At 59.7% G+C, this 24,958-nt stretch carries 22 protein-coding genes and 2 tRNA genes; 11 read left to right on the top strand and 13 right to left on the bottom strand.

Annotation, left to right across the window (positions count from 1 at the left end):
- The first annotated feature begins 68 nt into the window (after positions 1 to 68).
- The gene (fdhA, locus tag N5D22_RS11355) at positions 69 to 1,259 is read left to right on the top strand and encodes a formaldehyde dehydrogenase, glutathione-independent (protein ID WP_279655096.1); all 1,191 of its coding nucleotides are present in this window, start codon (positions 69 to 71) and stop codon (positions 1,257 to 1,259) included.
- A gap of 97 nt (positions 1,260 to 1,356) precedes the next feature.
- Here fdhA and N5D22_RS11350 read toward each other — a convergent pair whose 3' ends face one another.
- Positions 1,357 to 2,016 (bottom strand): TetR/AcrR family transcriptional regulator, encoded by a 660-nt coding sequence (locus N5D22_RS11350; RefSeq protein WP_279655095.1) that lies wholly within the window; start codon positions 2,014 to 2,016, stop codon positions 1,357 to 1,359.
- 111 nt (positions 2,017 to 2,127) lie between these two features.
- On the opposite strand from N5D22_RS11350, the gene N5D22_RS11345 reads away from it, so the two are divergent.
- Positions 2,128 to 3,522: a cytochrome P450 gene (locus tag N5D22_RS11345; RefSeq protein WP_279655094.1), complete on the top strand. Its 1,395-nt coding sequence runs from the start codon at positions 2,128 to 2,130 to the stop codon at positions 3,520 to 3,522.
- A gap of 55 nt (positions 3,523 to 3,577) precedes the next feature.
- On the opposite strand, the gene N5D22_RS11340 is transcribed toward N5D22_RS11345, so the two are convergent.
- The 3 genes from N5D22_RS11340 to N5D22_RS11330 all read right to left on the bottom strand — a co-directional run bounded on the left by N5D22_RS11340 (position 3,578) and on the right by N5D22_RS11330 (position 5,724).
- Positions 3,578 to 3,781 carry a DUF3126 family protein gene (locus N5D22_RS11340; RefSeq protein WP_003524869.1) on the bottom strand — a complete coding sequence of 68 codons (204 nt, stop codon included), beginning with the start codon at positions 3,779 to 3,781 and terminating at the stop codon, positions 3,578 to 3,580.
- 141 nt (positions 3,782 to 3,922) lie between these two features.
- Complete coding sequence (cysE, locus tag N5D22_RS11335; RefSeq protein WP_279655093.1) at positions 3,923 to 4,747, bottom strand: serine O-acetyltransferase; 825 nt, start codon at positions 4,745 to 4,747, stop codon at positions 3,923 to 3,925.
- 200 nt (positions 4,748 to 4,947) lie between these two features.
- Entirely contained in the window at positions 4,948 to 5,724 is a 777-nt protein-coding gene (locus tag N5D22_RS11330; RefSeq protein ID WP_279655092.1) for an alpha/beta hydrolase, read from the bottom strand.
- A 170-nt stretch (positions 5,725 to 5,894) separates the two neighbouring features.
- Between N5D22_RS11330 and N5D22_RS11325 the strand changes: the two genes are divergently transcribed.
- Together N5D22_RS11325 and N5D22_RS11320 are read left to right on the top strand one after the other, a co-directional pair.
- Positions 5,895 to 6,140, top strand: coding sequence for a zinc-finger domain-containing protein (locus N5D22_RS11325; protein WP_035261222.1), 246 nt, complete (start codon positions 5,895 to 5,897; stop codon positions 6,138 to 6,140).
- A gap of 30 nt (positions 6,141 to 6,170) precedes the next feature.
- Positions 6,171 to 7,352 (top strand): FAD-dependent monooxygenase, encoded by a 1,182-nt coding sequence (locus N5D22_RS11320; protein ID WP_279655091.1) that lies wholly within the window; start codon positions 6,171 to 6,173, stop codon positions 7,350 to 7,352.
- Positions 7,353 to 7,354: 2 nt separating this feature from the next.
- On the opposite strand, the gene N5D22_RS11315 is transcribed toward N5D22_RS11320, so the two are convergent.
- On the bottom strand, positions 7,355 to 8,542 hold the full coding sequence (locus N5D22_RS11315; protein WP_279655090.1) for a cystathionine beta-lyase: 1,188 nt from the start codon (positions 8,540 to 8,542) through the stop codon (positions 7,355 to 7,357).
- Between the two features lie 376 nt (positions 8,543 to 8,918).
- Here N5D22_RS11315 and N5D22_RS11310 point away from each other — a divergent pair, with 376 nt between their 5' ends.
- From N5D22_RS11310 to N5D22_RS11285, 6 genes are all read left to right on the top strand, one after another.
- Complete coding sequence (locus N5D22_RS11310; protein WP_279655089.1) at positions 8,919 to 9,941, top strand: amino acid ABC transporter substrate-binding protein; 1,023 nt, start codon at positions 8,919 to 8,921, stop codon at positions 9,939 to 9,941.
- Positions 9,942 to 10,049: 108 nt separating this feature from the next.
- Positions 10,050 to 11,246: an amino acid ABC transporter permease gene (locus N5D22_RS11305; protein ID WP_279655088.1), complete on the top strand. Its 1,197-nt coding sequence runs from the start codon at positions 10,050 to 10,052 to the stop codon at positions 11,244 to 11,246.
- A 2-nt stretch (positions 11,247 to 11,248) separates the two neighbouring features.
- Positions 11,249 to 12,406: an amino acid ABC transporter permease gene (locus N5D22_RS11300; protein ID WP_279655087.1), complete on the top strand. Its 1,158-nt coding sequence runs from the start codon at positions 11,249 to 11,251 to the stop codon at positions 12,404 to 12,406.
- Positions 12,407 to 12,417: 11 nt separating this feature from the next.
- Positions 12,418 to 13,191, top strand: coding sequence for an amino acid ABC transporter ATP-binding protein (locus N5D22_RS11295; protein WP_020012580.1), 774 nt, complete (start codon positions 12,418 to 12,420; stop codon positions 13,189 to 13,191).
- A 612-nt stretch (positions 13,192 to 13,803) separates the two neighbouring features.
- Positions 13,804 to 13,878 (top strand) — tRNA-Glu (locus N5D22_RS11290).
- Between the two features lie 452 nt (positions 13,879 to 14,330).
- A tRNA-Glu gene (locus N5D22_RS11285) sits at positions 14,331 to 14,405 on the top strand.
- Between the two features lie 129 nt (positions 14,406 to 14,534).
- Here N5D22_RS11285 and recJ read toward each other — a convergent pair.
- The 5 genes from recJ to N5D22_RS11260 form a co-directional block, all read right to left on the bottom strand.
- Positions 14,535 to 16,343: a single-stranded-DNA-specific exonuclease RecJ gene (gene recJ / locus N5D22_RS11280; RefSeq protein ID WP_279655509.1), complete on the bottom strand. Its 1,809-nt coding sequence runs from the start codon at positions 16,341 to 16,343 to the stop codon at positions 14,535 to 14,537.
- A gap of 94 nt (positions 16,344 to 16,437) precedes the next feature.
- Positions 16,438 to 16,662 (bottom strand): hypothetical protein, encoded by a 225-nt coding sequence (locus N5D22_RS11275; protein ID WP_003524853.1) that lies wholly within the window; start codon positions 16,660 to 16,662, stop codon positions 16,438 to 16,440.
- 331 nt (positions 16,663 to 16,993) lie between these two features.
- Entirely contained in the window at positions 16,994 to 18,304 is a 1,311-nt protein-coding gene (locus N5D22_RS11270; RefSeq protein WP_279655086.1) for a homoserine dehydrogenase, read from the bottom strand.
- A 60-nt stretch (positions 18,305 to 18,364) separates the two neighbouring features.
- Complete coding sequence (locus tag N5D22_RS11265; RefSeq protein WP_279655085.1) at positions 18,365 to 19,585, bottom strand: LL-diaminopimelate aminotransferase; 1,221 nt, start codon at positions 19,583 to 19,585, stop codon at positions 18,365 to 18,367.
- 302 nt (positions 19,586 to 19,887) lie between these two features.
- A complete protein-coding gene (locus N5D22_RS11260; protein WP_279655084.1) occupies positions 19,888 to 20,847 on the bottom strand; it encodes a nucleoside hydrolase in 960 nt (319 codons plus the stop codon).
- 183 nt (positions 20,848 to 21,030) lie between these two features.
- Between N5D22_RS11260 and N5D22_RS11255 the strand changes: the two genes are divergently transcribed.
- Positions 21,031 to 21,834: a TSUP family transporter gene (locus tag N5D22_RS11255; protein WP_279655083.1), complete on the top strand. Its 804-nt coding sequence runs from the start codon at positions 21,031 to 21,033 to the stop codon at positions 21,832 to 21,834.
- A 49-nt stretch (positions 21,835 to 21,883) separates the two neighbouring features.
- On the opposite strand, the gene N5D22_RS11250 is transcribed toward N5D22_RS11255, so the two are convergent.
- The 3 genes from N5D22_RS11250 to N5D22_RS11240 form a co-directional block, all read right to left on the bottom strand.
- Positions 21,884 to 22,579 (bottom strand): hypothetical protein, encoded by a 696-nt coding sequence (locus tag N5D22_RS11250; protein ID WP_279655082.1) that lies wholly within the window; start codon positions 22,577 to 22,579, stop codon positions 21,884 to 21,886.
- A gap of 280 nt (positions 22,580 to 22,859) precedes the next feature.
- Positions 22,860 to 23,798, bottom strand: a complete 939-nt coding sequence (locus tag N5D22_RS11245) for a lipid A biosynthesis lauroyl acyltransferase (RefSeq protein WP_279655507.1) — start codon at positions 23,796 to 23,798, stop codon at positions 22,860 to 22,862.
- Positions 23,795 to 24,823, bottom strand: coding sequence for a zinc-binding dehydrogenase (locus tag N5D22_RS11240; RefSeq protein WP_059758710.1), 1,029 nt, complete (start codon positions 24,821 to 24,823; stop codon positions 23,795 to 23,797). Before N5D22_RS11240 ends, N5D22_RS11245 begins: the two co-directional genes overlap by 4 nt.
- Positions 24,824 to 24,958 lie beyond the last annotated feature (135 nt).

Raw genomic sequence — 24,958 nt, 5'->3', positions numbered from 1 at the left:
CATACGGTTTCATCCTGCCTGCGGAGGAGCGGGCGGATGCCGGTGTTCAAACCATGGAGGAGATGGATATGAGCAGGAACAGAGGCGTCGTTTACATGCGCCCGGGTCAGGTAGAGGTGCGCGACATCGACGACCCGAAGCTGGAGGCGCCGGATGGCCGCCGTATCGAGCACGGCGTTATTCTCAAGGTGATTTCCACCAATATCTGCGGCTCCGACCAGCACATGGTGCGCGGCCGCACCACGGCGATGCCGGGCCTCGTTCTCGGCCATGAGATCACCGGCGAAGTCATCGAAAAAGGCGTCGATGTCGAGATGCTTGATATCGGCGATATCGTCTCGGTGCCGTTCAATGTCGCCTGCGGTCGCTGCCGCTGCTGCAAGTCGCAGGATACCGGCGTCTGCCTGACGGTGAACCCGTCGCGCGCCGGCGGCGCTTATGGTTATGTCGACATGGGCGGCTGGATCGGCGGACAGGCCCGTTATGTCACCATCCCCTATGCCGATTTCAACCTGCTGAAATTCCCGGACCGCGACAAGGCGATGTCGAAGATTCGCGACCTCACCATGCTCTCAGACATTCTGCCGACCGGCTTCCATGGCGCGGTCAAGGCGGGTGTCGGCGTCGGTTCCACGGTCTATGTCGCGGGCGCCGGCCCGGTCGGCCTTGCCGCCGCCGCTTCCGCCCGTATTCTGGGTGCTGCAGTCGTCATGATCGGCGATTTCAACAAGGATCGCCTTGCGCACGCGGCAAAAGTCGGTTTTGAACCCGTCGATCTCTCGAAGGGTGACCGGCTGGGCGATATGATCGCCGAAATCGTCGGCACCAACGAGGTGGATAGCGCCATCGACGCCGTCGGCTTTGAAGCACGCGGCCATACGGGCGGCGAACAGCCGGCCATCGTTCTCAACCAGATGATGGAAATCACCCGCGCCGCCGGCTCCATCGGTATTCCGGGCCTCTATGTCACCGAAGACCCCGGCGCAGTGGATGCGGCGGCGAAACAGGGCAGCCTGTCGCTGCGCTTCGGCCTCGGCTGGGCCAAGGCGCAATCCTTCCACACCGGCCAGACGCCGGTGCTGAAATATAACCGCCAGCTCATGCAGGCGATCCTGCACGACCGCCTGCCGATTGCCGATATCGTCAACGCCAGAATCATCGCGCTCGACGATGCGGTGCAGGGCTATGAAAGCTTCGATCAGGGCGCAGCCACCAAGTTCGTCCTCGATCCGCATGGCGATCTGCTGAAGGCTGCCTGATATTTCAGCGACATATGGCTGATACTCGTAAAAGCGCCCGCGACGGATATCATCGCGGGCGCCCTTGTTTTCCGGCAATGTCACCGATCGGTGAAACTTACGGCTCCCCTACCAGCAGCGCTTCCAGCTCGGCTTTCGCTTCCGGGGAGAGATAGGGCCTGAACAGGCTTGAGACCTGCTTCAATCCCCAGTCCAGCTGCTGTGGGCCAAATTCGGTGATGCCTTCCTGAAGGTTGAGATAAGACGCCCAATAGGTGGAGACGATCCAGAGGTTCGTCAGGATGGCCGGCCGTTCTTCCTCGGGTATCGCGGCGAGGCCCGCTTTCTCCATGCGCGCGACGATATCGCCGACGGCTAGGCGCATGGCGGCGCTTATGGTGCGCACGGGCTCCACCAGCGCCGGGGCGGAAGAGACAAGACCGACAAGATCGCGAAACAGGAAACGATAGTCCCACACCAGCGAAAACCAGAGCCGCAGAAAACCGGCATAGGTTGCCGCCGCTCCCTCATCGGCCCCGTCAATCTTTCCGACAATCGCCAGCGCATCGGCTTCGAACCGGCCAAACAATGCCAGAAACAGCGCTTCCTTGGTGCGGAAGTGATAATAGAGATTGCCCTCATTGATCTCTACTGTCCGTGCGATTTCGGCTGTCGTCACATGATCGGGCCCGCGCTCGTTGAATAGCACGAGAGCGGCATCGAGAATTCTCTGGCGCGTGGGCCGTGTCGCCGTCCGTCCCGTACTGATTTTTTTCATTGATGTCGAACCCAGCCATTGAAACCTAAGGTGTGCACCTTAAATAATAGAAAATAAGGCATACACCTTAACAGGATATGTAAGCGTTGAAAGCGGACAAAGGACCTTTAAATGACCGGAACCGACATTCGAACCGCCTCCCCCGATACGCCCGGGCTCGCTCCTGTCTCCAGATTCGCGACGGCGCGTGTCGCCCTGTCGCTGATCCGCAATCCGCTGAAGGCTCTGCCCCCGGAGATTTTCAGCGAGCCGGCGGTCTTTACCCGTCTCGGCGGCGTCATGCGGGTTCATCTTGCCGATCCCGCGCTTATTCATGAGGCGCTGGTCAAGAACGCCCATCTGCTCGGCAAGGGCGAAGATGTGCGCCGCGCCCTCGGCCCCGCGCTCGGCCAGGGGCTTCTGACGGCCGATGGCGATCACTGGAAATGGCAAAGGCAATCCGTCGCTGCAGCGTTCCGGCACGAGAAGCTGCTGGAATTGCTGCCGGTCATGATCGACGCCGCGCGCCGCACGCAAAGCCGCTGGCGCTCATCGCCTGCCGGCGACATCGATATCGGCCATGAGATGATGCGGACGACCTTCGACATCATCGTTGAAACCATGATGTCCGGCGGCCATGGCATCGATATAGCCCGCGTCGAGCAAAGCATCACCGATTATCTGAAACCCACGGGCTGGACCTTCGCACTCGCCATGCTGGGCGCACCGGAATGGCTCCCGCATCCGGGCCGGCGCAAGGCCCGCGCGGCAGTCGGCTATCTTCGCTCCAGCCTTGCAACCGTCATCTCCGAAAGACGCCGCAATCCGATCGAGAGAAACGATCTGGTTTCCATGCTGCTCGAAGCGAAAGATCCGGAAACCGGGCGCATGATGAGCGACACGGAAATCATCGACAATCTCCTGACATTCATCACCGCCGGTCATGAAACCACGGCCCTCGGCCTTGCCTGGACCTTCCATCTGCTCTCGCAAAACAGCGACGTGGAAAGCAAGGTCATCGCGGAAATCGAGGCTGTCACCGCCGGTGAACCGGTCTCGGCTGACCATATCGCCCGCCTGACCTATACCAGACAGGTATTTTCGGAAGCGATGCGGCTTTACCCGCCCGCCCCCGTCGTGACACGCACGGCATTGCAGGACTTCAGGCTCGGCGAGCATGACATCCCGGCCGGCACCGTTCTTTATGTACCGATCTACGCCGTCCACCGGCACACAACACTGTGGGAAGATCCCGACCGCTTCGACCCGTCACGCTTCGAGCCCGAAAAGGTCAAGGCGCGCCACCGCTATGCCTATATGCCCTTCGGCGCGGGCCCCCGCGTCTGCATCGGCAATGCCTTTGCCATGATGGAGGCTGTCGCAATCCTTGCCGTGCTTTTGCAGAACGACCACCTCAGGAACAAAAGCCCGGCAAATACCGAGCCGCTGATGCGGGTCACTTTGCGTCCGGAAAACCGTCTGATGATGCAGGTCAGCAACCGAAAAAACAAATCGCCCGCAGCGTAACCGCCACGGGCGACTGGTTCAGTGCGAAACTCCATCCGTCCCCGGATGGTGACGATCAGAGATCGACGTCAAGGATCGCCATGGAGAAGTTGTAGGAGCGGTCGCCGTCTTCGTCATCGATATAAACGACGCCGAGAAACTCTTCGCCAAGATACACTTCGGCGGAATCGTCCTTGCGCGGACGCGCCTTGACGACCATCGTCGGGTTGAAGGTGCGCTTGAAATAGGCGTCGAGTTTTTTGATTTCGTCGGCTTTCACCACTATTCTCCTGTGCGGTTCGCGTTGGCCCGCTTTTGGCATGGGACAAAGGCCAAAGTAAAGTGAAAGCGGCAAGTCATCCGTGTCTTCCACACGGACGACCGTAAAAATTCAGGCTCCATCGGAGCGGGACAGGGCCGGTCAGATATCGGCCCCGATAAGCTGGTCCATCAGGCGTGAGGGTTCGGAACACCCTGCTTCTCCCACCACACGCGCCGGCACGCCGGCGACGGTTGTCTTGGGCGGAACCGGCTTCAGCACCACCGAACCGGCGGCGATGCGCGAGCAGCTGCCGATCTCGATATTGCCGAGGATTTTCGCCCCTGCCCCGATCATCACGCCATTGGCGATCTTGGGGTGGCGGTCCGCCCCCTCCTTGCCGGTGCCGCCGAGCGTGACGCCATGCAGGATGGAGACATTGTCGCCGATGACAGCCGTCTCGCCAACCACCAGCCCGGTGGCATGGTCAAGAAAGATTCCCCTGCCGATACGTGCGGCCGGATTGATATCCGTCTGGAAGATGCTCGAGGAGCGGCTTTGCAGATAAAGCGCGAAATCCTTGCGGCCTTTCTGCAGCAGCCAGTGGGCAAGGCGATGGGTCTGGATGGCCTGGAACCCCTTGAAATACAGGAGCGGCTCCATGAAACGTGTGCAGGCCGGATCGCGGTCGTAAACGGCCTGGATGTCGACGCGCAGCACGCTTCCCCATTCCGGCCAGTCATCCAGCATGTCCTGGAAGGTCTGGCGCAGAAGCACGGCCTGCATGTCGGGATGATCGAGCAGTTCACAGATGCGGTAGATCACACATTCTTCGAGAGACCGGTGATTGAGGATCGTCGAATAAAGAAAGGCCGAAAGCAGCGGGTCCTGCGCCGCAGCGCTTCGGGCTTCATTGAGCAGGCTGCCCCAGATGGGATCGACGATCGCCAGCTGTTCAGGCTGACGGGCCTCGGTACGTGCGACCATGAATGGTCTCCTCGTTTGCAGTGGTCGTTCTTTATACAGAAAAAGACATGCATTAGAAATGGGATTCGAATGACGACTTTAAAGGCGGCAAGGCTTCAGTTTTTCTTCATGCAGCATGAAAAACCGTTTCTTGCCGTCCCGAGCATCGTCGCATTTCCGGACGGAAAACCGGGCTCCACTTTTCCCGGAAATGCTCCGGATCAAAGCGAGTGGTAAAATTCCAGCACCGCCGCCTTGAACACCCGGTCGCCAACGGCCAGCATGTGGTCGCGGCCGGGAATGTCGATCGCCCGCGCATGCGGCATGATCGCGGCAAGCTCCGCACCCGATCCGGCGATATCGTCCTTCGTTCCGACCGCAATCAGCGTCGGCGCGTCGATCTTTTCGGCCTGTTCGCGCATGACGAGAACCCGCGATGTCTCGATACAGGCGGCAAGCGCCAGCCGGTCGCTTTTCGTCTGATCGGCAAAGGCGCGGAACATGCGGCCGCGCTCATGGGTGACGACATCGAGCGAAGATGCAAGAAGCGCCTCGGCGATCGGATCCCAGTCGCCGACACCTTCGACCATGCCGATGCCGAGCCCGCCGAACACCAGCGAGCGGACACGCTCAGGATGGGCCATGGCCAGAAAGGCGGAAATGCGCGCACCCATGGAATAGCCCATCACATGGGCTTCGGCGATGCCGAGATGATTGAGCAGCGCCACCGCATCTCCGGCCATGACGGGCGGATAATAGGCTTCCGGATCATGCGGCTTGTCGCTTGCGCCATGGCCGCGATTGTCGATGGCGATCACCCGGTAACCCGCCTCGCCCAGCGTCTTCAGCCAGCCGGGATGCACCCAGTTGACATTGGCGCTGGAGGCAAAGCCGTGGATCAGCAGAACCGGATCGCCCGCCGGATCGCCCTCGTCGAAATAGGCAAGGCGAAGGCCGTCATGGGAAAAATCGGAAAACTGCGGCGTGTTGAGATTCATCAAGGACATCCTTTTTGCCGGACCATATGGCAGGAATTAGCAATGTTGAACATGTTTTGCTGACGATTTTTATGGAGATGCAATGCGTTTGAGGCTACATATCCGCAACGACGAGCCGACACGCGAAGACGGATTGCGGCTCGATAACGATATTGCATTTGGAGACGAACATGGCCGGGCATTCCATTCCCCACTTCCAGAACGATGGCGGACACCGCATGATCGAGATCGGCGTCAAGGAATTCATGTGCACCGGCGCTTCCGTGCCCTACGATCATCCGCATATCTTCATCGATATGGGCGACGACAACGAGAAGGTCTGTTCCTACTGCTCCACCCTTTACCGCTACAATCCGTCGCTGAAGGCCGAGCAGACCAATCCTCCGGGCTGCGTCTTCCATGTGAAGGCCGCCTGACCTTCCACTTTTCCTGATCGGGGCGCACCAATGCCCATCAAATCCGTAGCCATTGTCGGTGCCGGCATCGCCGGTCTCACCGCTGCCCTTTCCTTTGCCCGGCACGGGATCGACTGCGATATCATCGAGCAGGCCGGTGAACTGACGGAAGTGGGCGCGGGCCTGCAGCTCTCGCCCAACGCCGCCCGCATTCTCGCCACGCTTGGCGTGCTGCCTGATATCGAGGCGCGCTGGACCGAACCGGTCAGCGTCGATCTCGCATCCGGGAAATCGCTCGCCACGCTGCTCTCCCTGCCGATGGGCGCGGTGGCCCGCAGCCGCTGGGGCGCGCCCTATGGCGTGCTGCACCGCTCGACATTGCAGAATGCACTTCTCCAGGCAGTGACACGCAACCAGCTCTGCCGCCTGCATCTCGGCAAACGCATCGAAAACGCTGCCTTGGATGTGATTGCCGCAACCACCTTCCGTGACCATGATCTGATCGTCGGCGCTGATGGCGTCTGGTCGGCAGCCCGTTTCGCGGTCCCTTCCGCCCCCACAGCCACCTTCTCCGGCAATATTGCCTGGCGTTTTACCGTTGCCGCAAATGACGTGCCGTCAGCCATCAACAGGAACGCAGTCACGGCCTATCTCGGTTCCGGCGGCCATATCGTCGCCTATCCGCTGAAGGAAGTCGGCGGCTTCAACATTGTCGCCATCGCGCTCGGCGCCGACCCCGGCGCGACATGGCGGGCGGAATCGAGCGGTCGGCAGAAAACCATGCTGCTGGAACAGTTTCGCGGCTTCAGTCCTGAAATCGTCCGATTGCTCGATTCGTCTGAAAATCCGACCTTCTGGCCGCTCTATCAGGCCGGCCCGGGCCGCTGGCACAATGGCCGTGACACGGTGCTGATCGGCGATGCGGCACATGCCATGATGCCTTTCGCCGCCCAGGGCGCGGCCATGGCGATAGAGGATGCGTTTGAACTTGCGGGAACGATGGCAGGCAGCAGCGCCGAAAAGCCCCTGCCCTTGCCGCAGGCGCTTGCCAGCTTTGAGGCCCTGCGCCTGCCGCGCATGGAAAAGGCCCGCAAGCGGGCCTCTCTCAATCGTTTTGCCTACCATGCCAGAGGTCCGGTCCGCGCGGCGCGGGACTTCGTGTTTTCCACGCGGCCGACGGAAGCTTTCCTGAAGGATTTCGACTGGCTCTACGGCTATCGCGCCAAAGGCTGAGATTAAACTCCGGCCGCAGCCGCGAACCCGGCCTCGAGGTCCTTCTTGAGATCGGCGATATCCTCGAGCCCGATCTGCAGGCGGATGACCGGTCCTTCCGTGGGGCCCTTGGCAATGGTCCGGTCGACAAGCGAGACCGAAACGGCAAGCGATTCGTATCCACCCCAGGAATAACCGAGCCCGAAGAAGGTCAGCGCATTCAGGAAGGCAGTTGCCGCCTCTTTGTATTTGCCCTCTTTCGCCTTCAGCACGAAGGAAAAGACGCCGCTTGCGCCCTTGAAATCGCGCTTCCAGAACGCGTGCCCGGCAAAGCTCGGCAAGGCCGGATGCAGCACGCGCACCACATCGTCGCGGCCTTCCAGCCACTGAGCGATATCGAGCGCGCTTTTCTGGTGGTGCTCCAGCCTTATTCCCATGGTGCGCATGCCGCGCAGGATCTGGTAGGCCTCGTCGGAGGTGACGCAGATGCCGAGATTGGTATTGGCCTGATAAAGCGCCTTCCAGTGCTTTTCATTGGCCGAGACGAAACCCATCAGCACATCCGAATGACCCGAAGGATATTTGGTGGCGGCGTGAATGGAGACATCGACGCCGAAATCGAGCGGCTTGAAATAAAGCGGCGTCGCCCAGGTATTGTCCATCGTCACCACGCAATCATGCCGGTGAGCGATATCCGTGATCAGCCTGACATCCTGAATCTCGAAGGTATTGGAACCCGGCGCTTCCAGATGCACCAGCTTGGTGTTCGGCCGGATGAGTGCCTCTATGCCCTGCCCGATCGCCGGGTCGTAATATTCGACTTCGACGCCCAGCTTCTTCAGCATCGTATTGCAGAAACGGCGGGTCGGAAAATAGACGGAATCGACGATCAGCGCATGGTCGCCGGCGCCGAGATAGGCAAGGAACGGCACGGTGATGGCCGCAAGGCCCGAGGGTACGAGAATGGTTCCGGCAGAGCCTTCCAGCTCGTTGACGAGATTGCACAGCGCATCCGTCGTCGGCGTGCCGTGGGTGCCATAGGTGTATTTCTGGTTTTCGGTCGAAAGCGTCTCGGCATCGGGAAAAAGCACGGTGGAGCCGCGCACGATGGGCGGATTGACGAAACCGAAACAGTCCGCGGGATCGTTGCCGCCATGGGTCAGGCGCGTATTCACACCTGCGGCGGAAAGCAGGTCATTTGTCTTGGTCATTTCAGATCAGCTTTCGAAGGAACATTGACGCGTGCGACAATGCTAAGAGCCGACCGCAAGGTCAAGTCCCGCAGGGCCTCGCAAAACGGGTCGATTGATCCATCGCCAGACAGCATACAACAAGTATACAAATACTGTGCAAGTGCAAAATTCCGCAAAAATATGCTTATATTTTCACCCTTTGCACACTTCCCGACCAAAATTTGGAAAATTCCGTTTTATAGGCACAATTATTGTCTGCACGTCTTGACCCCGCTGCCAATTGCGATTGTGATAGAAAAAGCGGATCGAAAAGATCTCGCTGAAGGGGGAGCTGGGGCACGACAAACATGCCGGTCCTCTTCCAAGTGACGATAACAAACAAAGGTTGGGAAAAATGAAAAAGGCAATTCTGTCAGCCGCCATCGGCGCAGCAGTTTTGGGAGGAGCCTCGGTCGCTTCGGCTGCGACGCTTCAGGATGTGAAGGGCAAGGGTTTCGTCACCTGCGGCGTCAGCGCCGGCATTCCGGGATTTTCCAATCCCGATGACAAGGGCGAATGGTCCGGTATCGACGTGGACTATTGCCGTGGTATTGCCACCGCGGTTTTCGGTGATCCTTCGAAAGCCAAGTTCGTCGCCCTTTCGAGCAAGGACCGTTTCCCGGCTCTCCAGTCCGGTGAAGTCGACGTTCTGACCCGTAACACCACCTGGACCATCAGCCGCGACACGTCGCTGGGCTTCAACTTCCGCACCGTCAACTATTATGACGGCCAGGGCTTCATCGCCAAGAAGAGCCTCAACGTGAAGTCCGCTCTCGAGCTCTCCGGCGCCGCCGTCTGCGTTCAGACCGGCACGACCACCGAGCTTAACCTCGCCGACTACTTCAAGACCAACAATCTGCAGTACAACCCGGTCGTTTTCGAAAAGGAAGCCGACGCAACCTCCGCTTATGATGCCGGCCGTTGCGACGTCTACACCACCGACCAGTCGGGTCTCTACGCAATCCGTCTGAAGCTGAAGAACCCGGACGAAAACGTCGTTCTGCCGGAAGTCATCTCCAAGGAGCCGCTTGGCCCGGCCGTTCGCCAGGGTGACGACCAGTGGTTCGATATCGTCAGCTGGGTTCACTACGCCATGGTCAACGCCGAAGAACTTGGCGTCACCTCCAAGAATGTCGACGAGCAGAAGAACAGCGCCAACCCGGACGTGAAGCGTCTGCTCGGCACGGAAGAAGGCACCAAGATCGGTACCGATCTCGGCGTGACCAACGACTGGGCCTATAACATCGTCAAGCTGGTGGGCAACTACGGCGAAGTCTTCGACCGCAACGTCGGTGCGGGCTCGCCGCTGAAGATCGAGCGCGGCCAGAACGCGCTTTGGACCAAGGGCGGCCTGCAATACGCACCGCCGGTCCGTTGATCGGCCCCATCATCGGCTAGATCACGACAGGAGGCTGGGCGCCGCCCGGCCTCCATTTGGAATTCTATAAATAAGCTCGCAAAGAGCATATAAAAGGGAAAGGTGCCTATGGCAGGCAACGCGGTCAGTTCGCAACGATCGCGCGCGCAAAGCGCGTCGTCACTTATCTACGATCCACGCATACGCGGCATTTTCTATCAGGTCCTGACAGTCGTCATCCTGGCCGCTTTCGTCTGGGTCATCGTGACGAATACGATCACCAATCTTCAACGGTCAAACATTTCGTCCGGCTTCGGATTCCTCGACGGAAGAGCCGGTTTCGATATCGGCCAGTCGCTGATCGCTTATACCAGCGACGAGACCTATGGCCGGGCTTTGCTCGTTGGCATTCTCAACACGATCCAGGTTGCGTTTTTTGGCATCATCGCCGCCTCGATCATCGGTTTCATCGTCGGTATCGCCCGGCTGTCCAACAACTGGCTGATTTCCAAGCTCGCGCAGGCCTATGTGGAAATCTTCCGCAACATCCCGCCGCTGCTCGTCATCTTCTTCTGGTACAAGGGCGTCATCTCGGTTCTGCCGCAGGCGCGCGAATCGCTGGAACTTCCGCTCGGAAGCTATCTTAACAATCGCGGCTTTTTCTTTCCCAAGCCGCTTTGGGGCGAAGGCACGTGGCTCATTCCGCTCGCCTTCGTGGTTGCCATCGTCATCAGCGTGCTTGTTTACCGCTGGGCAAAGGCCAGACAGGAAAGAACCGGCCAGCAGTTCCGCACCGGAATAACCGTCACGCTTCTCATCATCGGCCTGCCGCTGGCGACATTTCTTGCACTCGGCTCACCGTTGACCTTCGACTACCCGATTGCCGGGCGCTTCAACCTCTCCGGCGGCGCGGTCGTCGCACCTGAATTCATGTCGCTCTTCCTGGCGCTTTCCTTCTACACCGCATCCTTCATCGCCGAAATCGTTCGCGGCGGAATCAAGGCCGTGGCGAAGGGCCAGACGGAAGCCGCGGATGCACTCGGGCTTCGCTCCAGCACCACGACGCGCCTGATCGTCGTTCCGCAGGCGATGCGCATCATCATTCCGCCGCTGACAAGCCAATATCTCAACCTGACCAAGAACTCATCGCTCGCGGTCGCTGTCGGTTTCGCCGATATCGTCTCCGTCGGCGGCACGATCCTCAACCAGACGGGCCAGGCGGTCGAAGTCGTTGCGATCTGGCTGGTCATCTATCTCTCGCTGTCCCTGCTCACGGCCGTGGTCATGAACTGGTTCAACGCGAAAATGGCCCTGGTGGAGAGATGACGATGACAACAAGCAATCACGCTTTTGTGCGGCAGACCATCGAGGACGCCAGACCGGCGCCTTCGAGCGCCGTCGGCTTCGGTCACTGGCTGCGCACCAAACTCTTCGCCACGCCCAAGGACACTGTCCTGACGGTTATCGCCCTTGCCCTGCTCGCCTATCTGGTGCCGCCGGTCATCAAGTGGCTGTTCATCGATGCGGTGTGGACCGGCAGCGATCGTATCGCCTGCCTGACCGCGTCGCAGGGCGGCGCGCTGCCGGACGGCCAGTCCGGTGCGTGCTGGGCTTTCGTTTCGGCAAAACTCGGACAGTTCGTCTTCGGCCGCTATCCGATCGACGAACGCTGGCGTCCCATCCTCGTGATGGTGACGTTCGCAATCCTGCTGATACCGATGCTCATTCCAAAAGCGCCGTTCAAGCGCCTCAACGCGCTGGCGCTTTTCATCATCCTGCCCTTCATTGCGTTTTTCCTGCTTATCGGCGGCGTCTTCGGCCTGCCGAAGGTGGAAACGCAGCTCTGGGGCGGCCTGATGGTGACGCTCATCCTGTCCTTCTTCGGGATCACGGTGTCGTTGCCCTTCGGAATTCTTCTGGCGCTCGGCCGGCGGTCGAACCTGCCGGTCATCAAGATGCTCTGCGTGCTCTTCATCGAAGTCATCAGAGGCATTCCGCTGATCACCGTCCTGTTCTTCGCCAGCATCATGCTGCCGCTGTTCCTGCCCGACGGCTGGACCTTCGACAAGTTCCTGCGCGCGCTGGTCGGCGTGTCGCTCTTCTCGTCCGCCTATATGGCGGAGGTGATCCGCGGCGGTCTGCAGGCCATTCCGAAGGGACAATATGAGGGTGCGGATTCGCTCGGTCTGAACTACTGGCAGAAAACGAGACTGATCGTGCTGCCGCAGGCGCTGAAGCTGGTCATTCCGGGCATCGTCAACACCTTCATCGGGCTGTTCAAGGACACGTCGCTGGTTTCGATCATCGGCATGTTCGACCTGCTCGGCATTGTCACGCTCAACCAATCGGATGCGAACTGGGCGACGCCCGTCACGGCGATGACTGGCTATATTTTCGCAGGCTTCGTATTCTGGATATTCTGCTTCGGCATGTCGCGTTATTCGCTGTTCATGGAACGGCACCTCGACACCGGGCATAAACGATAAGGGACGCTCAAATGGCAGAAACCCAAGCAAAAAAACTGACCGTCTCCACAACGGACGTGGCGATCGAACTCATCGGCATGAACAAGTGGTATGGCGACTTCCATGTTCTGCGCGATATCAATCTCAAGGTCATGAAAGGCGAACGCATCGTCATCGCCGGCCCTTCAGGCTCCGGCAAATCGACCATGATCCGCTGCATCAACCGGCTTGAAGAACATCAGTCGGGTACGATCAATGTCGATGGCATCGAGCTCACCAACGATCTCAAGAAGATCGACGAGGTGCGCCGTGAAGTCGGCATGGTGTTCCAGCACTTCAACCTCTTCCCGCATCTGACGATCCTCGAAAACTGTACGCTGGCGCCGATCTGGGTTCGCAAGATGCCCAAGAAGGAAGCCGAAGAGGTGGCGATGCACTATCTGAAGCGCGTCAAGATCCCCGAGCAGGCGCACAAGTATCCCGGCCAGCTTTCCGGCGGCCAGCAGCAGCGCGTGGCGATTGCCCGCTCGCTCTGCATGAAGCCGAAGATCATGCTGTTCGACGAGCCGACCTCGGCGCTCGACCCGGAAATGGTCAAGGAAGTGCTCGACACCATGGTCAGTCTCGCCGAAGACGGCATGACGATGCTGTGCGTAACCCACGAAATGGGCTTTGCCCGTCAGGTGGCAAACCGCGTCATCTTCATGGACCAGGGCCAGATCGTCGAACAGAACTCGCCCGCCGAATTCTTCGACAATCCGCAGCACGAGCGCACCCGGCTGTTCCTCAGCCAGATTCTGCACTGATCATTGAACAGGCGTCCGGAACGGACGTTTTTCAAATCGCGAACCAAAAAACGGGACCTCACGGTCCCGTTTCTTTTTTTGAGACTGAAACGGACGACCGCAAGTGAAACCGGCGCCTCTTTATTATTTTATTCTCGACCCAAGCAGCGATACTTGAACTTCTAACTGGCCAGCCTGATATATTCGTAGCGATAATTTGATCGCGGCCTTGGACATATTTGCGATGGATGGTTTGCTTGTATTTCTAGGAGACATATTAAGCGGCTTGATATCCGGCAGTCCCCCGAAATCAAATTTTGTGCGGTGGATGGCATATGCGATCAATGCAATCATAATAATACTCTCCGGCCTGCTGATATATGGAAAATACCTGACTTGATTTTCGCTAGCCCGCAGCCTTGAGAAACCACATGTTTCGCAAGGCAATTGAAGCCGAGCCATATCACTCACGCAAAACAGCAAACTTCGACCGTTTAACCATTTGTTACGAAACAAGAATCCTTGTTTTTCAGGGCTTCTGGCGGCTCATGTCATTTTTTTGTCAAATCATGCATTTTTCCGCTTGCAGACCTTCGGGAGCCTGACTATAAGGGCGCCACACCACAAGCGCACGCGCCCTTCGTCTATCGGTTAGGACGTCAGATTTTCATTCTGAAAAGAGGGGTTCGACTCCCCTAGGGCGTGCCACTTGCCTTCGTGTTCTTCCCCTTCAAAAAGCAAAAGCAGCTTCGCAGATCGCGAATTCTTCTTGCGTGACCAATGCGCCGGAACCGATTCCCGCTCGGCACGTTAGAGTGCTGTCCCCCCGATGGAAGGCAAGCCGGATGAATCGCCAGCGGGCAAATCGACCGGCTTGCCTTTCCCCTTTCAGCCCAACCACAGCCACCGTTCATTCCAGCGGACAGCAGATGCCAGCTAAGGGTTGGAAAAGCGCGCCCCGGGCCTCCCCACGAGGTATGAAGACATTGCCGGTGCGCAGCGATAGGGGCGAGATTTCAAGGCCTTGGCCCGTTCTGGCGCAGTTTTCCACAGCCCTTCCGGCCTCCATAAAAAAACTCGTCACGAAGCGAGAAAAATCAATTTTTCCGCTTGCGGAGCAACCGGAGCCTGACTATAAGGGCGCCACACCACAAGCGCACGCGCCCTTCGTCTATCGGTTAGGACGTCAGATTTTCATTCTGAAAAGAGGGGTTCGACTCCCCTAGGGCGTGCCACTTGCTTCCTCATAAAAATCAGCAGTCTCCACGGAAATCTTCACGTATCGCGTAAAGACGTTTTGGCGCGTCCAGGCCATTCGTCAGAGACAGTCTTCCGCAAAATCCAAGGTAAGTTCCAAGGCCCCGTCAGGGCGCGAAAGCCGCGTCCAGAACGCGCAGCTGCACACGCCTCTGGCCCTGCCAGAGATCGGCGCCCACAGTGCCGGCGACGTGAATATTCCGGCCGCGTGCATTCAGCAGCATCTGCCCTAACGGGGCCTCAGCGGCGCGAAATGCGATACCGTCCAGCCGCGAGCCGTCCATGGCCTCCAGCGTGATCTTGACGTGGGAGGTCCCCACGAGCCGCACATCGCGCAGACGATGCGCCGGCACGGCAAAGATCGGCTGTGAATGACCGGAGCCATATGGACCGGCCTGTTCCAGCTGGTCGACAAGCTGCAATGTGGCACCCGAGGCGCCGATGGCGCCGTCAATCTTCAGCACGCTGCTTTCCACCAGCTCGTTCACGGTCTTTGCCGCCGCTTCCTCGAAGAAAGCCCTGAGCTTGCCGAGATTGGCGCGCTCGACTGTCAGGCCGGCCGCCATGGCATGCCCGCCACCCTTGACCAGCAAGCCGGCCTCCACGGCGGCGCGCACCATGCGCCCCATATCGAAGCCGTTTATAGAGCGGCCGGAACCGGTGCCCTTGCCCGAGGGATCGAAGGCGATAGCGAAAGCCGGACGGCGGAAGCGATCCTTCAGGCGCGAGGCGAGCAGACCGACAATGCCGGGATGCCAGTTTTCACGCGCCGTAACGATGACGCCCGCACCCGAGCCGTCGCCATATTCGAACAACGCCTCCGCTTCGGCTTCCGCCAGCATGGCGGCCTCCATGGCCTGCCGCTCGCGGTTCAGCTCATCCAGCCTCTCGGCAATGACCTCAGCCTGCGACGCATCATCGATGGTCAGGAGACGGCTGCCGAGCGCAGCGTCGCCGATGCGGCCGCCGGCATTGATGCGCGGCCCGATCAGGAAACCGAAATGATAGGGCGTCACAGGCCCGCCCAGCCCAGCCTTCTTGAATAGCGCGGCAAGCCCGGCATTGTTCATATGCCGCGCGGCAATCAGCCCCTTCACCACATAGGCGCGGTTGAGCCCCTTCAGCGGCACCACATCGCACACGGTGGCAAGGGCGACGATATCGAGAAGCGATAGCAGATCGAGCGTGAAGGCCTGCCTGTGCCGCTTCTCTTTCAACAGCCGCAGGGTGGCCACCAGCACCAGGAACACGACGCCGGCGGCGCAGAGATGCCCCTGCCCCGACAGATCGTCCTCACGATTGGGATTGACCAGCGCCACGGCCGGCGGCAGTTCCGTGCCGACCTGATGGTGGTCGATCACCACCACATCCGTTCCCGCATCCCTGGCGGCATTCAGCGATTCATGGCTGGTGGAGCCGCAATCGACCGTCACGATCAGCGTCGCACCATTGGCGGCAAGCTGCTGCATCGCCGCCGGGTTCGGGCCGTAGCCCTCGAAAATGCGGTCGGGAATATAGATTTCCGGTGTCAGACCGAAATGCGCGAGAAACCGGTACATCAAAGCGGAGGAAGCAGCGCCGTCGACATCGTAGTCGCCAAAGATTGCCACCTTCTCGCCTGCCTCGATGGCGCGCACCAACCGCTCGGCGGCCTTTTCGCAATCGGTCAGCACATGGGGATCGGGCATCAGGGAACGAATGGTCGGATCGAGGAACGCCAGGGCGTCGTCGACACCCACACCGCGCCCGGCAAGCACCCGCGCGATCAATTCGGGGATGGCGTGGATCTGGGACATGGCCAGCGCGCGGTTCTGCCCGGCCTGATCCAGCCGCGACACCCAGCGCTGTTCTGTCGCCGACCGCTCCACGCTTAGAAACGCGCGGGCCACGGTATCGGCCGGCTCCATCATTGCCATCCTGTCCATTCATCCTGTCATGCGCCCAATCGCGCTTTAAAACGGGCTAAATGGCGATGGCGCGTTTTTCAAGCAAAAACGCGCAGATGAGGATTCACACCGAAAAAATCGAGAAAAACGGGCTGACGATCGAGACAGCGCCAACAAGCAGCAGCAGTGAGAACACGGCAAGCGAACACCAGTTGCGCTCATGCTCCCCCATATCGAATTCCATGCTGCGAATATTGTCATTGGCATTGTGAGGCCGCGCCCGGTGATGGGCGGCCGCAACGCCTGCACGCTTATTGTCCTTGAACAGGATGATCGATGTCACGGCCACGCCTCCCTCGCTTGGTGAACAGGATTAACCATAGTGCCGAATCGCGTTGCATTCCAGCGGCTCTGAGGTCGCTCGCGCAAATTTTCTGGATGTTGCCGGCTTTAAAAATGGAACGGGCTTGCAAGAACAGTGAAATCCAGCCGCTCCCAAAGAACGCTCTCATGCGGTTCGAAAACATCTCGGTGGTCATCCTCGGGCTTGACCCGAGGATCCACTGACCTACCTGCGCGGCGCTGTATCCTCGGGTCAAGCCCGAGGATGACGGCGCGTTTGGCGAGCACGTCGCGCTTGGCAAGAGTGCCGTGCCTGCCGCGAATGCGGCACCAGCGTCTCAGGTGCGCTCGATGCGGATGACCTGCGGCTCGCTGACGAGATATTTCTCGTTCTTGATCGCCTTCACCGCCTTGCGGATCGCATCCTCCATCGTCGCATGGGTGACGAGGATGATGGTCTGCGGCGCGCCTTCCACATGCACGCGCTGGCGCTGCACGATGGATTCCAGCGAGATGTTGTTGTCAGCCATGCGGGTGGCGATGGAGGCAAAGACGCCGGCCTGATCCTTCACCGTCAGGCGAATGAAATAACCGCCCTCATGGCTTTTCATCTTGGCGCGACGATATTCCGTCAGCGATTTCGCCGGACGGCCAAGAACCGGCACCTGCTGGGCGCCCGGACGGCTCTTGGCGATATCGGCGATATCACCGAGCACAGCAGACGCCGTGGCGTTGCCGCCCGCACCCGGACCGACCATCAGCAATTCGCCGAGAATATCGGATTCGATCGCCACCGCATTGGTCACGCCATCCACCTGGGCGATGACGGAATCGAGCGGCACCATGGTCGGATGCACGCGCTGCTCGATGCCGGATTCGGTCACCTGCGCCACGCCGAGAAGCTTGATGCGGTAACCGAGTTCGGCCGCCGCCTGAATGTCCTCGCTGGAAATATTGGTGATGCCTTCCAGATAGATGTCATCGGCCGAAATCTTGCTGCCGAAGGCAAGCGTCGTCAGGATTGCCAGCTTGTGGGCGGTGTCGTTGCCTTCGATATCGAAGGCCGGATCGGCTTCGGCATAACCCAGCCGCTGCGCTTCCTTGAGACAGGCTTCGAAGGACAGCCCTTCCTTCTCCATCTTGGTGAGGATGTAGTTGCAGGTGCCGTTCATGATGCCGTAGATGCGCGACACATGGTTGCCGGTCAAGGATTCACGCAGCGCCTTGATGACGGGGATACCGCCGGCCACAGCCGCTTCGAAGTTCAGAAGCGCGCCCTTGTCTTCGGCGATGGTCGCCAGTTCGACACCGTGCTTGGCCAGCAGCGCCTTGTTGGCTGTCACCACATGGAGACCGCGTGCGAGTGCAGCGCGCACCGCATTTTCCGCCTGACCGGAAGCGCCGCCGACCAGTTCGACGAAAACGTCGATCTCGGCTTCGCTCGCCATCTGCTCCGGCGTATCGAACCAGGTAATACCCGTGAGATCGATGCCGCGGTCGCGCGAACGGTCACGCGCACTCACCGCAATAATCTCAATCGCGCGTCCGCAGGTAATCGCAAGTTCGTTGCTTCTCTGCTGGAGGATGCGCACGAGCGAAGCGCCGACAGTGCCGAGCCCCGCTATGCCGATTCTCAATGAATCTGCCATGGGTATGTTCCTGATTGCTGTTGATGGTGGCGGCCGGGACCCGGCCGCCTCGGGTTGCCCTTATCTGTGGGCGTTGAGCGAAACGACGTTATGCATCGTTTCGTCTGCGCTCGACAGGAAACGCTTCAGATTGCGCGCTGCCTGACGAATTCGATGCTCGTTTTCCACGAGCGCGAGACGGACGTAATCGTCGCCCATCTCGCCAAAGCCGATGCCGGGAGCAACGGCGATATCTGCCTTCTCGACCAGAAGCTTGGAGAATTCCAGGCTGCCGAGATGGCGGAATTTTTCCGGGATCTTCGCCCAGGCGAACATCGTCGCCGCCGGCGGCGGAACCTCGAAACCGGCCTTGCCGAAGGTGTCGACCATCACATCGCGGCGGCGGCGATAGACATTGCGCACTTCGGCAATGTCGGAACCGTCACCGTTCAGCGCATGGGTCGCCGCAACCTGGATCGGCGTGAAGGCGCCGTAGTCGAGATAGGACTTCACACGCGTCAGCGCCGCGATCAGCCGCTCGTTGCCGACGGCAAAGCCCATGCGCCAGCCGGGCATGGAGAAGGTCTTCGACATGGAGGTGAATTCCACCGCAACGTCGATCGCGCCGGGAACTTCGAGAACCGACGGCGGCGGATTGTTGTCGTCGAAATAGATTTCCGAATAGGCAAGGTCGGAAAGCACGATGATCTCGTGCTTCTTCGCAAAGGCGATGACGTCCCTGTAGAAATCCAGCGAGGCGACATGCGCCGTCGGGTTCGACGGGTAGTTGATGATCAGCGCCAGCGGCTTCGGAATAGAGTGGCGCACCGCGCGCTCCAGCGGCCCGAAGAAGCTCTCATCCGGCTCGACATTCATCGAACGGATAACGCCGCCCGCCATCAGGAAGCCGAAGGCATGGATCGGATAGGTGGGGTTAGGACACAGGATCACGTCACCAGGTGCTGTGATGGCCTGCGCCATATTGGCGAAGCCTTCCTTGGAGCCGAGCGTGGCGACGACCTGGGTATCGGGGTTCAGCTTCACGCCGAAACGGCGGGCATAATAGGCGGCCTGCGCGCGGCGAAGGCCGGGAATGCCCTTGGACGAGGAATAACGATGGGTGCGTGGATCCTGAACGACTTCGCAAAGCTTGTCGACGATCGCCTTGGGGGTCGGAAGGTCGGGGTTGCCCATGCCGAGATCGATGATATCGGCCCCGGCCGCTCGCGCGCTCGCTTTCAAACGGTTGACCTGTTCGAAGACGTATTGCGGCAGACGCCGGACCTTGTGAAACTCTTCCATCTCTTTCCTCATGGGAATGGACCGGTTCTGCCGGCCCATAACGAAGGTTCGTTTTTTGTTTTAAAACGCCGCCGACACGAACCGACCCGGCAGGCGTTATTCATTGTAGCGCAAAGAACGCGAAAACCTACAGGGCTTTTCTCGGCCCACGCGGCATCGCGATCATCCGCCTGTGCTTCGGGAACAGCCTTTTCGGCACCTTTGGCAAGGCGGATCGCGCAACAGGATCAAGGAACTTGCATAACGCCAGATTCTTGGAAAATGCAAGGCAAGCCATGCCAAAGAACGGCCATTCCCGATGTTCAGCCGCGCTCGCCCTTCACAATTGCCGCGCGGATGACCGAAAGCACGCGCTCCGGTACGATATCCGTGCAGACGAGCTGGCTCGGATGCCCGTCCCAGTCACCAGGCGGAAAGGCGCGTCCGTCAGGCTTCTGGATCGTCTGGCCATCGGCAAGACCGCCGCAGACCACACGTACCGGGCCGCTGCGGGTCTCAAACAGTTCCGGTGCGACGAGATAAACGCAGGCGCAGCTGTCATGTACCACCATGCCGTCGCCGGTGCGGGTCTTGTAGAAATCGATGTAGAATTGCGACAGATCGGAGAGAAGCTGCACGGGCTTGCCGCCGGCCTCTGCCATGTCAGCCATGAAGGCGCTGGTCATCACGGTTTTTGTCGTCACGTCCAGACCGACGACGACAACGCGCCAAGGCGCGGTGAAGACGAGATCGGCCGCCTCCGGGTCGCCGTGAATATTGGCCTCGGCCGCCGGGGAAACATTGCCGTTCATGTCGAAGGCGCCGCCCATGACGATCACCTCCTTCACCAGCGCGGCGAAATCCGGTTCCTCACGAAGCGCCAGCGCCAGATTGGTCATGCGGCCGACGGCGATCAGCGTCACCTCGCCGGGATTGGCCTTCACCGTCTCGATGATGAAGCGATGCGCCGGGCGCGGATCGAGCGGCAGATCGATGGTTTCAGGGATATCGATGTCACCGAGACCGTTTTCGCCATGAATGAAGGTCGGCCAATGGCCTTCCTTGCGGGCGGGATCAAAGGTCACGCCGGCACCTCTCGCGACCGGTGCGGTCATCTGCCATTCCCGCTTGAGGAAGAGCGCATTGCGCGTGGTGATATCGATGGGGGCGTTGCCGAAAACCGTGGTGACGCCGATCAGATCGATATCGGGGTGGCGATGCAGGAACAGAAGCGCCATGGCGTCGTCTACACCGGGATCCGTATCGAATATCACTTTATGCATAATGCCCTCATCCATATGTCTCAAGCGCCATCCGCTTCTTCCGGCGACGCGCCACGGAAACATAACGATAAGCGGCAACACCGCAATCCCCCCGCTGGCGGCATATCATGCAGAAAAATATTGCACGGCGGTCTTTTCAGTGAAACAAGAAGCCCTCTCCCGCCGCCTGCCCGGACATGCCAAGTGCAAGACATCGCCCTCAACGTATTTATCGTCCTTTTCTGCGTCGCCATCTTTGCCGGTTTCATCGATTCCATCGCCGGCGGCGGCGGCCTCATCACCATTCCGGCAATGCTGATCATGGGCATCGCGCCGCTCGATACGCTCGGCACCAACAAGCTGCAATCGCAGTTCGGCTCGGCCTCGGCCACCATCGCCTATGCCCGGCGCGGCCATGTCAATCTGAGGGAACAATTGCCGATGGCCGTCATGGCCATGCTTGGCGGCGGGCTTGGCGCGGTCACCGCCGCCTTCGTGCCGTCCGACCTGCTGCGCACCGTCATGCCGTTCCTGCTGATCGCGATCGCGCTCTATTTCGCCTTCAAGCCGCAGCTCAGCGATATCGACAGCCACCGCCGCATCACACCCTTCGTGTTCGGTTTTACCGTCGCGCCGCTGGTGGGCTTTTACGACGGCGTTTTCGGCCCCGGCGCGGGATCCTTCTACATGCTGGCCTTTGTGGCGCTTGCCGGCTTCGGCATGCTGAAGGCAACCGCCCATACCAAGCTTCTTAACCTCGGCTCGAACTTCGGCGGCTTTGTCGTGTTTGCGATAGGTGGCGCGGTTTTGTGGAAGCTCGGCCTCGCCATGGGCGTCGGCCAGTTCATCGGCGCACAGATCGGCTCACGCTTCGCCATGAAGAACGGTGCGAAGATCATCCGACCGCTGCTGGTGCTCTCCTGCCTGGCCATGGCGACGAAGCTCCTTGCGGATGCATCATCCGCATGGTCCATCGCCGCGATATGGGAAACCGTGTTCCCAAAATAGCCGGAAACGGCAAAGCCGGGAGAATGTCGTCAGAGACCGGCGCCTGCCGTCACGCCGTGGCGCGACGTCTGCGATCGGCAATTTCCCGGATCACCACCATGGCGCCCACGAGCTTGTAGGCGGAGGAATAGCAGGGGGACATTTCCAGCGACTTCACGATCGTCCGGCCGTTCTGGTCTTCCGCATAGGTGTATTTCGACGTATCGCCCTTGAAGCAATTGTCGAGCTTTTCCCGGAGGTCGTTCTGGAAACGGTGGACACCGACCAGCTCGGCGATGTGGCAGCCGACAAGCCCTTCCGGGGCATTGCGCTGAAACGCATCGAGAGCATTGGCGAAGGACACGCGATAACCGGGAGAAACGACCACGACGGGGTCCTCCAGATCGTTGAGCATGTCCTCATCGAGGATCAGATGGCGATGGTGCCACTCCAGAGTGTCCTCGTCCTCATCGCCGATGACCTTGGCCTTGGGCGGCATGCCGACATAACGGTCTACCAGCGTTCGCAGAAGTTCGGAGTTGCGCTGCACGCAGCCGAGATCCTCCGCCTCGTGGTTGAGGAGGTCGATGGCGAAACGGAACTGCTCGCGAATATCCTCGGAGCTTTCCGTCTGACGCCCGACGACACGTTCGAGAAGCTGCTCCAGTTCACGCTCCAGCACTGCAATCTTGTCGGCCTCGTTTTTACCAACGGCAGATTGCAGTTCCGTGTAACGCAGCCAGAACAACTCAATCAAATCTTTCAACCCAACTCTCCCTGAACGGGCATAACCCCGCTCCCAATGCGAACGGATTAACCCTTTAGTCCCCAGATTATAGCGTCTGTGCGCTTAAAAATGCCGTAACGAAACGCAGGAACGCCGCGAGGATTGATGTCCAAAATATCACAGCCGCCGCTATTTTTTCAATTTCGATAATCCATGAACGAAAAATGAGGTTCCGCTAATATGGGAAACTATCGAAACGCACGATTTCCGCGTCGAATTTCATGAAAACCTCAGAAAATCCGGACGCATGGCGATCGCCTCAAATCTGGTGCTTCACGTCCCAGCGGTCGTGATACCACAGCCATTGTCCGGGGTATTCGCGCACCCAGCTTTCCACCTTGTCGTTCAGAAGCTGCGCCGTCGCCTGAATGTCGACATTGCCCTTCTCATCGCGCGGAATTTCAACCATGGGCTCTATTTCCAGCCTGTAGCGGTTGTCGGGAAGACGCACGCAGCGGGCGGGATAAACATCGCAGTTGAACTGCCGCACCAGCTTGGCGAGCAGCGGATTGGTGCGCACTTCAAGGCCGAAAAACTTCGTCGTCAGCCCCTTGCCGAATTTCTGGTCGACGAGCACGCCGACACCGCCGCCCTTTTCAAGCTGCCGCGCCAGGGCAAAGGAAGAACCGGCATGCGACGGCACGAGATTGCCCATGCGCTCCTTGCGGAAATTGAACACCTTGTCGGCCACGAAGGGATTGTTCGGCGGCCGGAACAACACCGTCACATCGAGACCGAAAGCCGAGCCGGCCACCGGCAGCAGTTCGAAATTGCCGCTATGGGCGGTAAAGACGATGAAGGGCCGCGGATTGTCGCGCAGTTCGAGGAAGGTCGGAATGCCCTCGACCTCGATACGACCAGGCTCGTTCTTTTCCGGATCGAAATCGAACAGCCGGTCGAGAAACACATATTCCGCCGCAAGCCGGCCCATATTGGCCCAGCTGTCCATGGCGATCGCCAGCCGCTCCTCCTCGGACTTTTCCGGAAAGGCGCGGGCCAGATTATGAAGCATCAGCTTGTGGCGGCCGGTTTTCGGCCCCACAAAGCGCGCCAGCCGGTCGGCGGCGCGAATGCCCGCATCGGCCGGAAAAAGCTTCAGCAGGTTGAGCAGGCCGAAGGCGAATGTCGCGATCAGCCACTGCCGGAAGTGGTCCAGTTTCAGGACGATCCGTGTCAGGAACAGCTTCAAGATGGTCAGTCCATCCGCAGAACGATCTTGCCGAACACCTGGCGCGTCTCCATGCGCTCCAGCGCCCGGTCGATATCGTCGAAGGTCACTTCGGTGTCGATAACGGGATGAACGATGCCGCGCGCCATCTTCTGCATGGCGTTGGCCATGTTTTCCATGCGGCAGCCGAAGGAGCCGAGCAGCTTCAGCTGCTGCTGGAACAGCATCATCAGGTTGATGTCGGTAGAAACGCCCGATGTGGAGCCGCAGGTGACGAGACGGCCGCCGCGCTTCAGCGAGAACATCGAACCCGCCCAGGTGTCCTTGCCGACATGTTCGAACACCACGTCGACACCCTTCTTTTTCGTCAGCTTGCGCACGACGCCCTCGAAACGGTCGGTCCGGTAGTTGATGACGTGATCGGCGCCAAGCGCCTTCGCCCTTTCGATCTTGTCGTCGGAGCCGACAGTGGTGATGACGGTGCAGCCCATCTTCTTGGCAAGCTGGATCGCCGCCGTGCCGATGCCGGAACCGCCGGCATGAATGAGGATGGTTTCGCCGGACTCCAGCTTGGCATTGTCGAACAGCATGTGCTCGACGGTGCCGAAGGTCACCGGTGCGAGAGCCGCAGCAACGGCATCGACGCCATGCGGCGCGGGCACCAGCTGGCGGGCCGGAATATTGATCTTTTCCTGCGCGAAACCGTCGAGATGGAAACCGTGCACGCCCTGAACATGTTCGCACAGATTGTCACGGCCCTCGCGGCAGGGCTTGCACAGCCCGCAGGTGCGCGCGCCATAGATCGAGACGAGCTGGCCGGGCAGCACGTTCGAAACGCCCGGACCGATGGCTTCGACCACGCCCGAAGCCTCGGCACCGATGGTCAGCGGCATCTTGCGCTTGGCAAAAGCCATGCCGCGCCAGCCCCATACGTCGATGTGATTGAGCGCAACCGCCTTGACACGCAGCGTCACCTCGCCCGGCGCGGGTGCGTCCGGTTCGGGCAGGTCCACTTTTTCGAGCTTCCGGTCGTCGACGAGTTGAAGAGCGCGCATATTTCAGTCCTTCGCCCAGGGGCGTTTATCTGGGGCCGTTTATCTAAAGAGCTATTCCAGCAAACCTCTGTATCGGTTTTGCGGCCGGAATGCGTAATCAAAGAAGCGAGAGCGTTTCCGGATTGGTCGGGCCGG

Origin of the sequence: Agrobacterium sp. GD03872 (genome assembly GCF_029840625.1) — a bacterium.
Lineage (GTDB): Bacteria > Pseudomonadota > Alphaproteobacteria > Rhizobiales > Rhizobiaceae > Agrobacterium > Agrobacterium fabrum_A.
The sequence above is the reverse complement of the archived record's forward strand: the minus strand, read 5'-3'. Positions and strand labels throughout refer to the sequence as shown.

What these genes read in the sequence shown, in the direction of transcription:
- fdhA (WP_279655096.1), top strand. Translation starts at nt 69, where the DNA reads ATGAGCAGGAACAGAGGCGTCGTTTACATGCGCCCGGGTCAGGTAGAG.
- N5D22_RS11350 (WP_279655095.1), bottom strand. Translation starts at nt 2,016, where the DNA reads ATGAAAAAAATCAGTACGGGACGGACGGCGACACGGCCCACGCGCCAG.
- N5D22_RS11345 (WP_279655094.1), top strand. Translation starts at nt 2,128, where the DNA reads ATGACCGGAACCGACATTCGAACCGCCTCCCCCGATACGCCCGGGCTC.
- cysE (WP_279655093.1), bottom strand. Translation starts at nt 4,747, where the DNA reads ATGGTCGCACGTACCGAGGCCCGTCAGCCTGAACAGCTGGCGATCGTC.
- N5D22_RS11330 (WP_279655092.1), bottom strand. Translation starts at nt 5,724, where the DNA reads ATGAATCTCAACACGCCGCAGTTTTCCGATTTTTCCCATGACGGCCTT.
- N5D22_RS11325 (WP_035261222.1), top strand. Translation starts at nt 5,895, where the DNA reads ATGGCCGGGCATTCCATTCCCCACTTCCAGAACGATGGCGGACACCGC.
- N5D22_RS11320 (WP_279655091.1), top strand. Translation starts at nt 6,171, where the DNA reads ATGCCCATCAAATCCGTAGCCATTGTCGGTGCCGGCATCGCCGGTCTC.
- N5D22_RS11315 (WP_279655090.1), bottom strand. Translation starts at nt 8,542, where the DNA reads ATGACCAAGACAAATGACCTGCTTTCCGCCGCAGGTGTGAATACGCGC.
- N5D22_RS11310 (WP_279655089.1), top strand. Translation starts at nt 8,919, where the DNA reads ATGAAAAAGGCAATTCTGTCAGCCGCCATCGGCGCAGCAGTTTTGGGA.
- N5D22_RS11305 (WP_279655088.1), top strand. Translation starts at nt 10,050, where the DNA reads ATGGCAGGCAACGCGGTCAGTTCGCAACGATCGCGCGCGCAAAGCGCG.
- N5D22_RS11300 (WP_279655087.1), top strand. Translation starts at nt 11,249, where the DNA reads ATGACAACAAGCAATCACGCTTTTGTGCGGCAGACCATCGAGGACGCC.
- N5D22_RS11295 (WP_020012580.1), top strand. Translation starts at nt 12,418, where the DNA reads ATGGCAGAAACCCAAGCAAAAAAACTGACCGTCTCCACAACGGACGTG.
- recJ (WP_279655509.1), bottom strand. Translation starts at nt 16,343, where the DNA reads ATGGCAATGATGGAGCCGGCCGATACCGTGGCCCGCGCGTTTCTAAGC.
- N5D22_RS11270 (WP_279655086.1), bottom strand. Translation starts at nt 18,304, where the DNA reads ATGGCAGATTCATTGAGAATCGGCATAGCGGGGCTCGGCACTGTCGGC.
- N5D22_RS11265 (WP_279655085.1), bottom strand. Translation starts at nt 19,585, where the DNA reads ATGGAAGAGTTTCACAAGGTCCGGCGTCTGCCGCAATACGTCTTCGAA.
- N5D22_RS11260 (WP_279655084.1), bottom strand. Translation starts at nt 20,847, where the DNA reads ATGCATAAAGTGATATTCGATACGGATCCCGGTGTAGACGACGCCATG.
- N5D22_RS11240 (WP_059758710.1), bottom strand. Translation starts at nt 24,823, where the DNA reads ATGCGCGCTCTTCAACTCGTCGACGACCGGAAGCTCGAAAAAGTGGAC.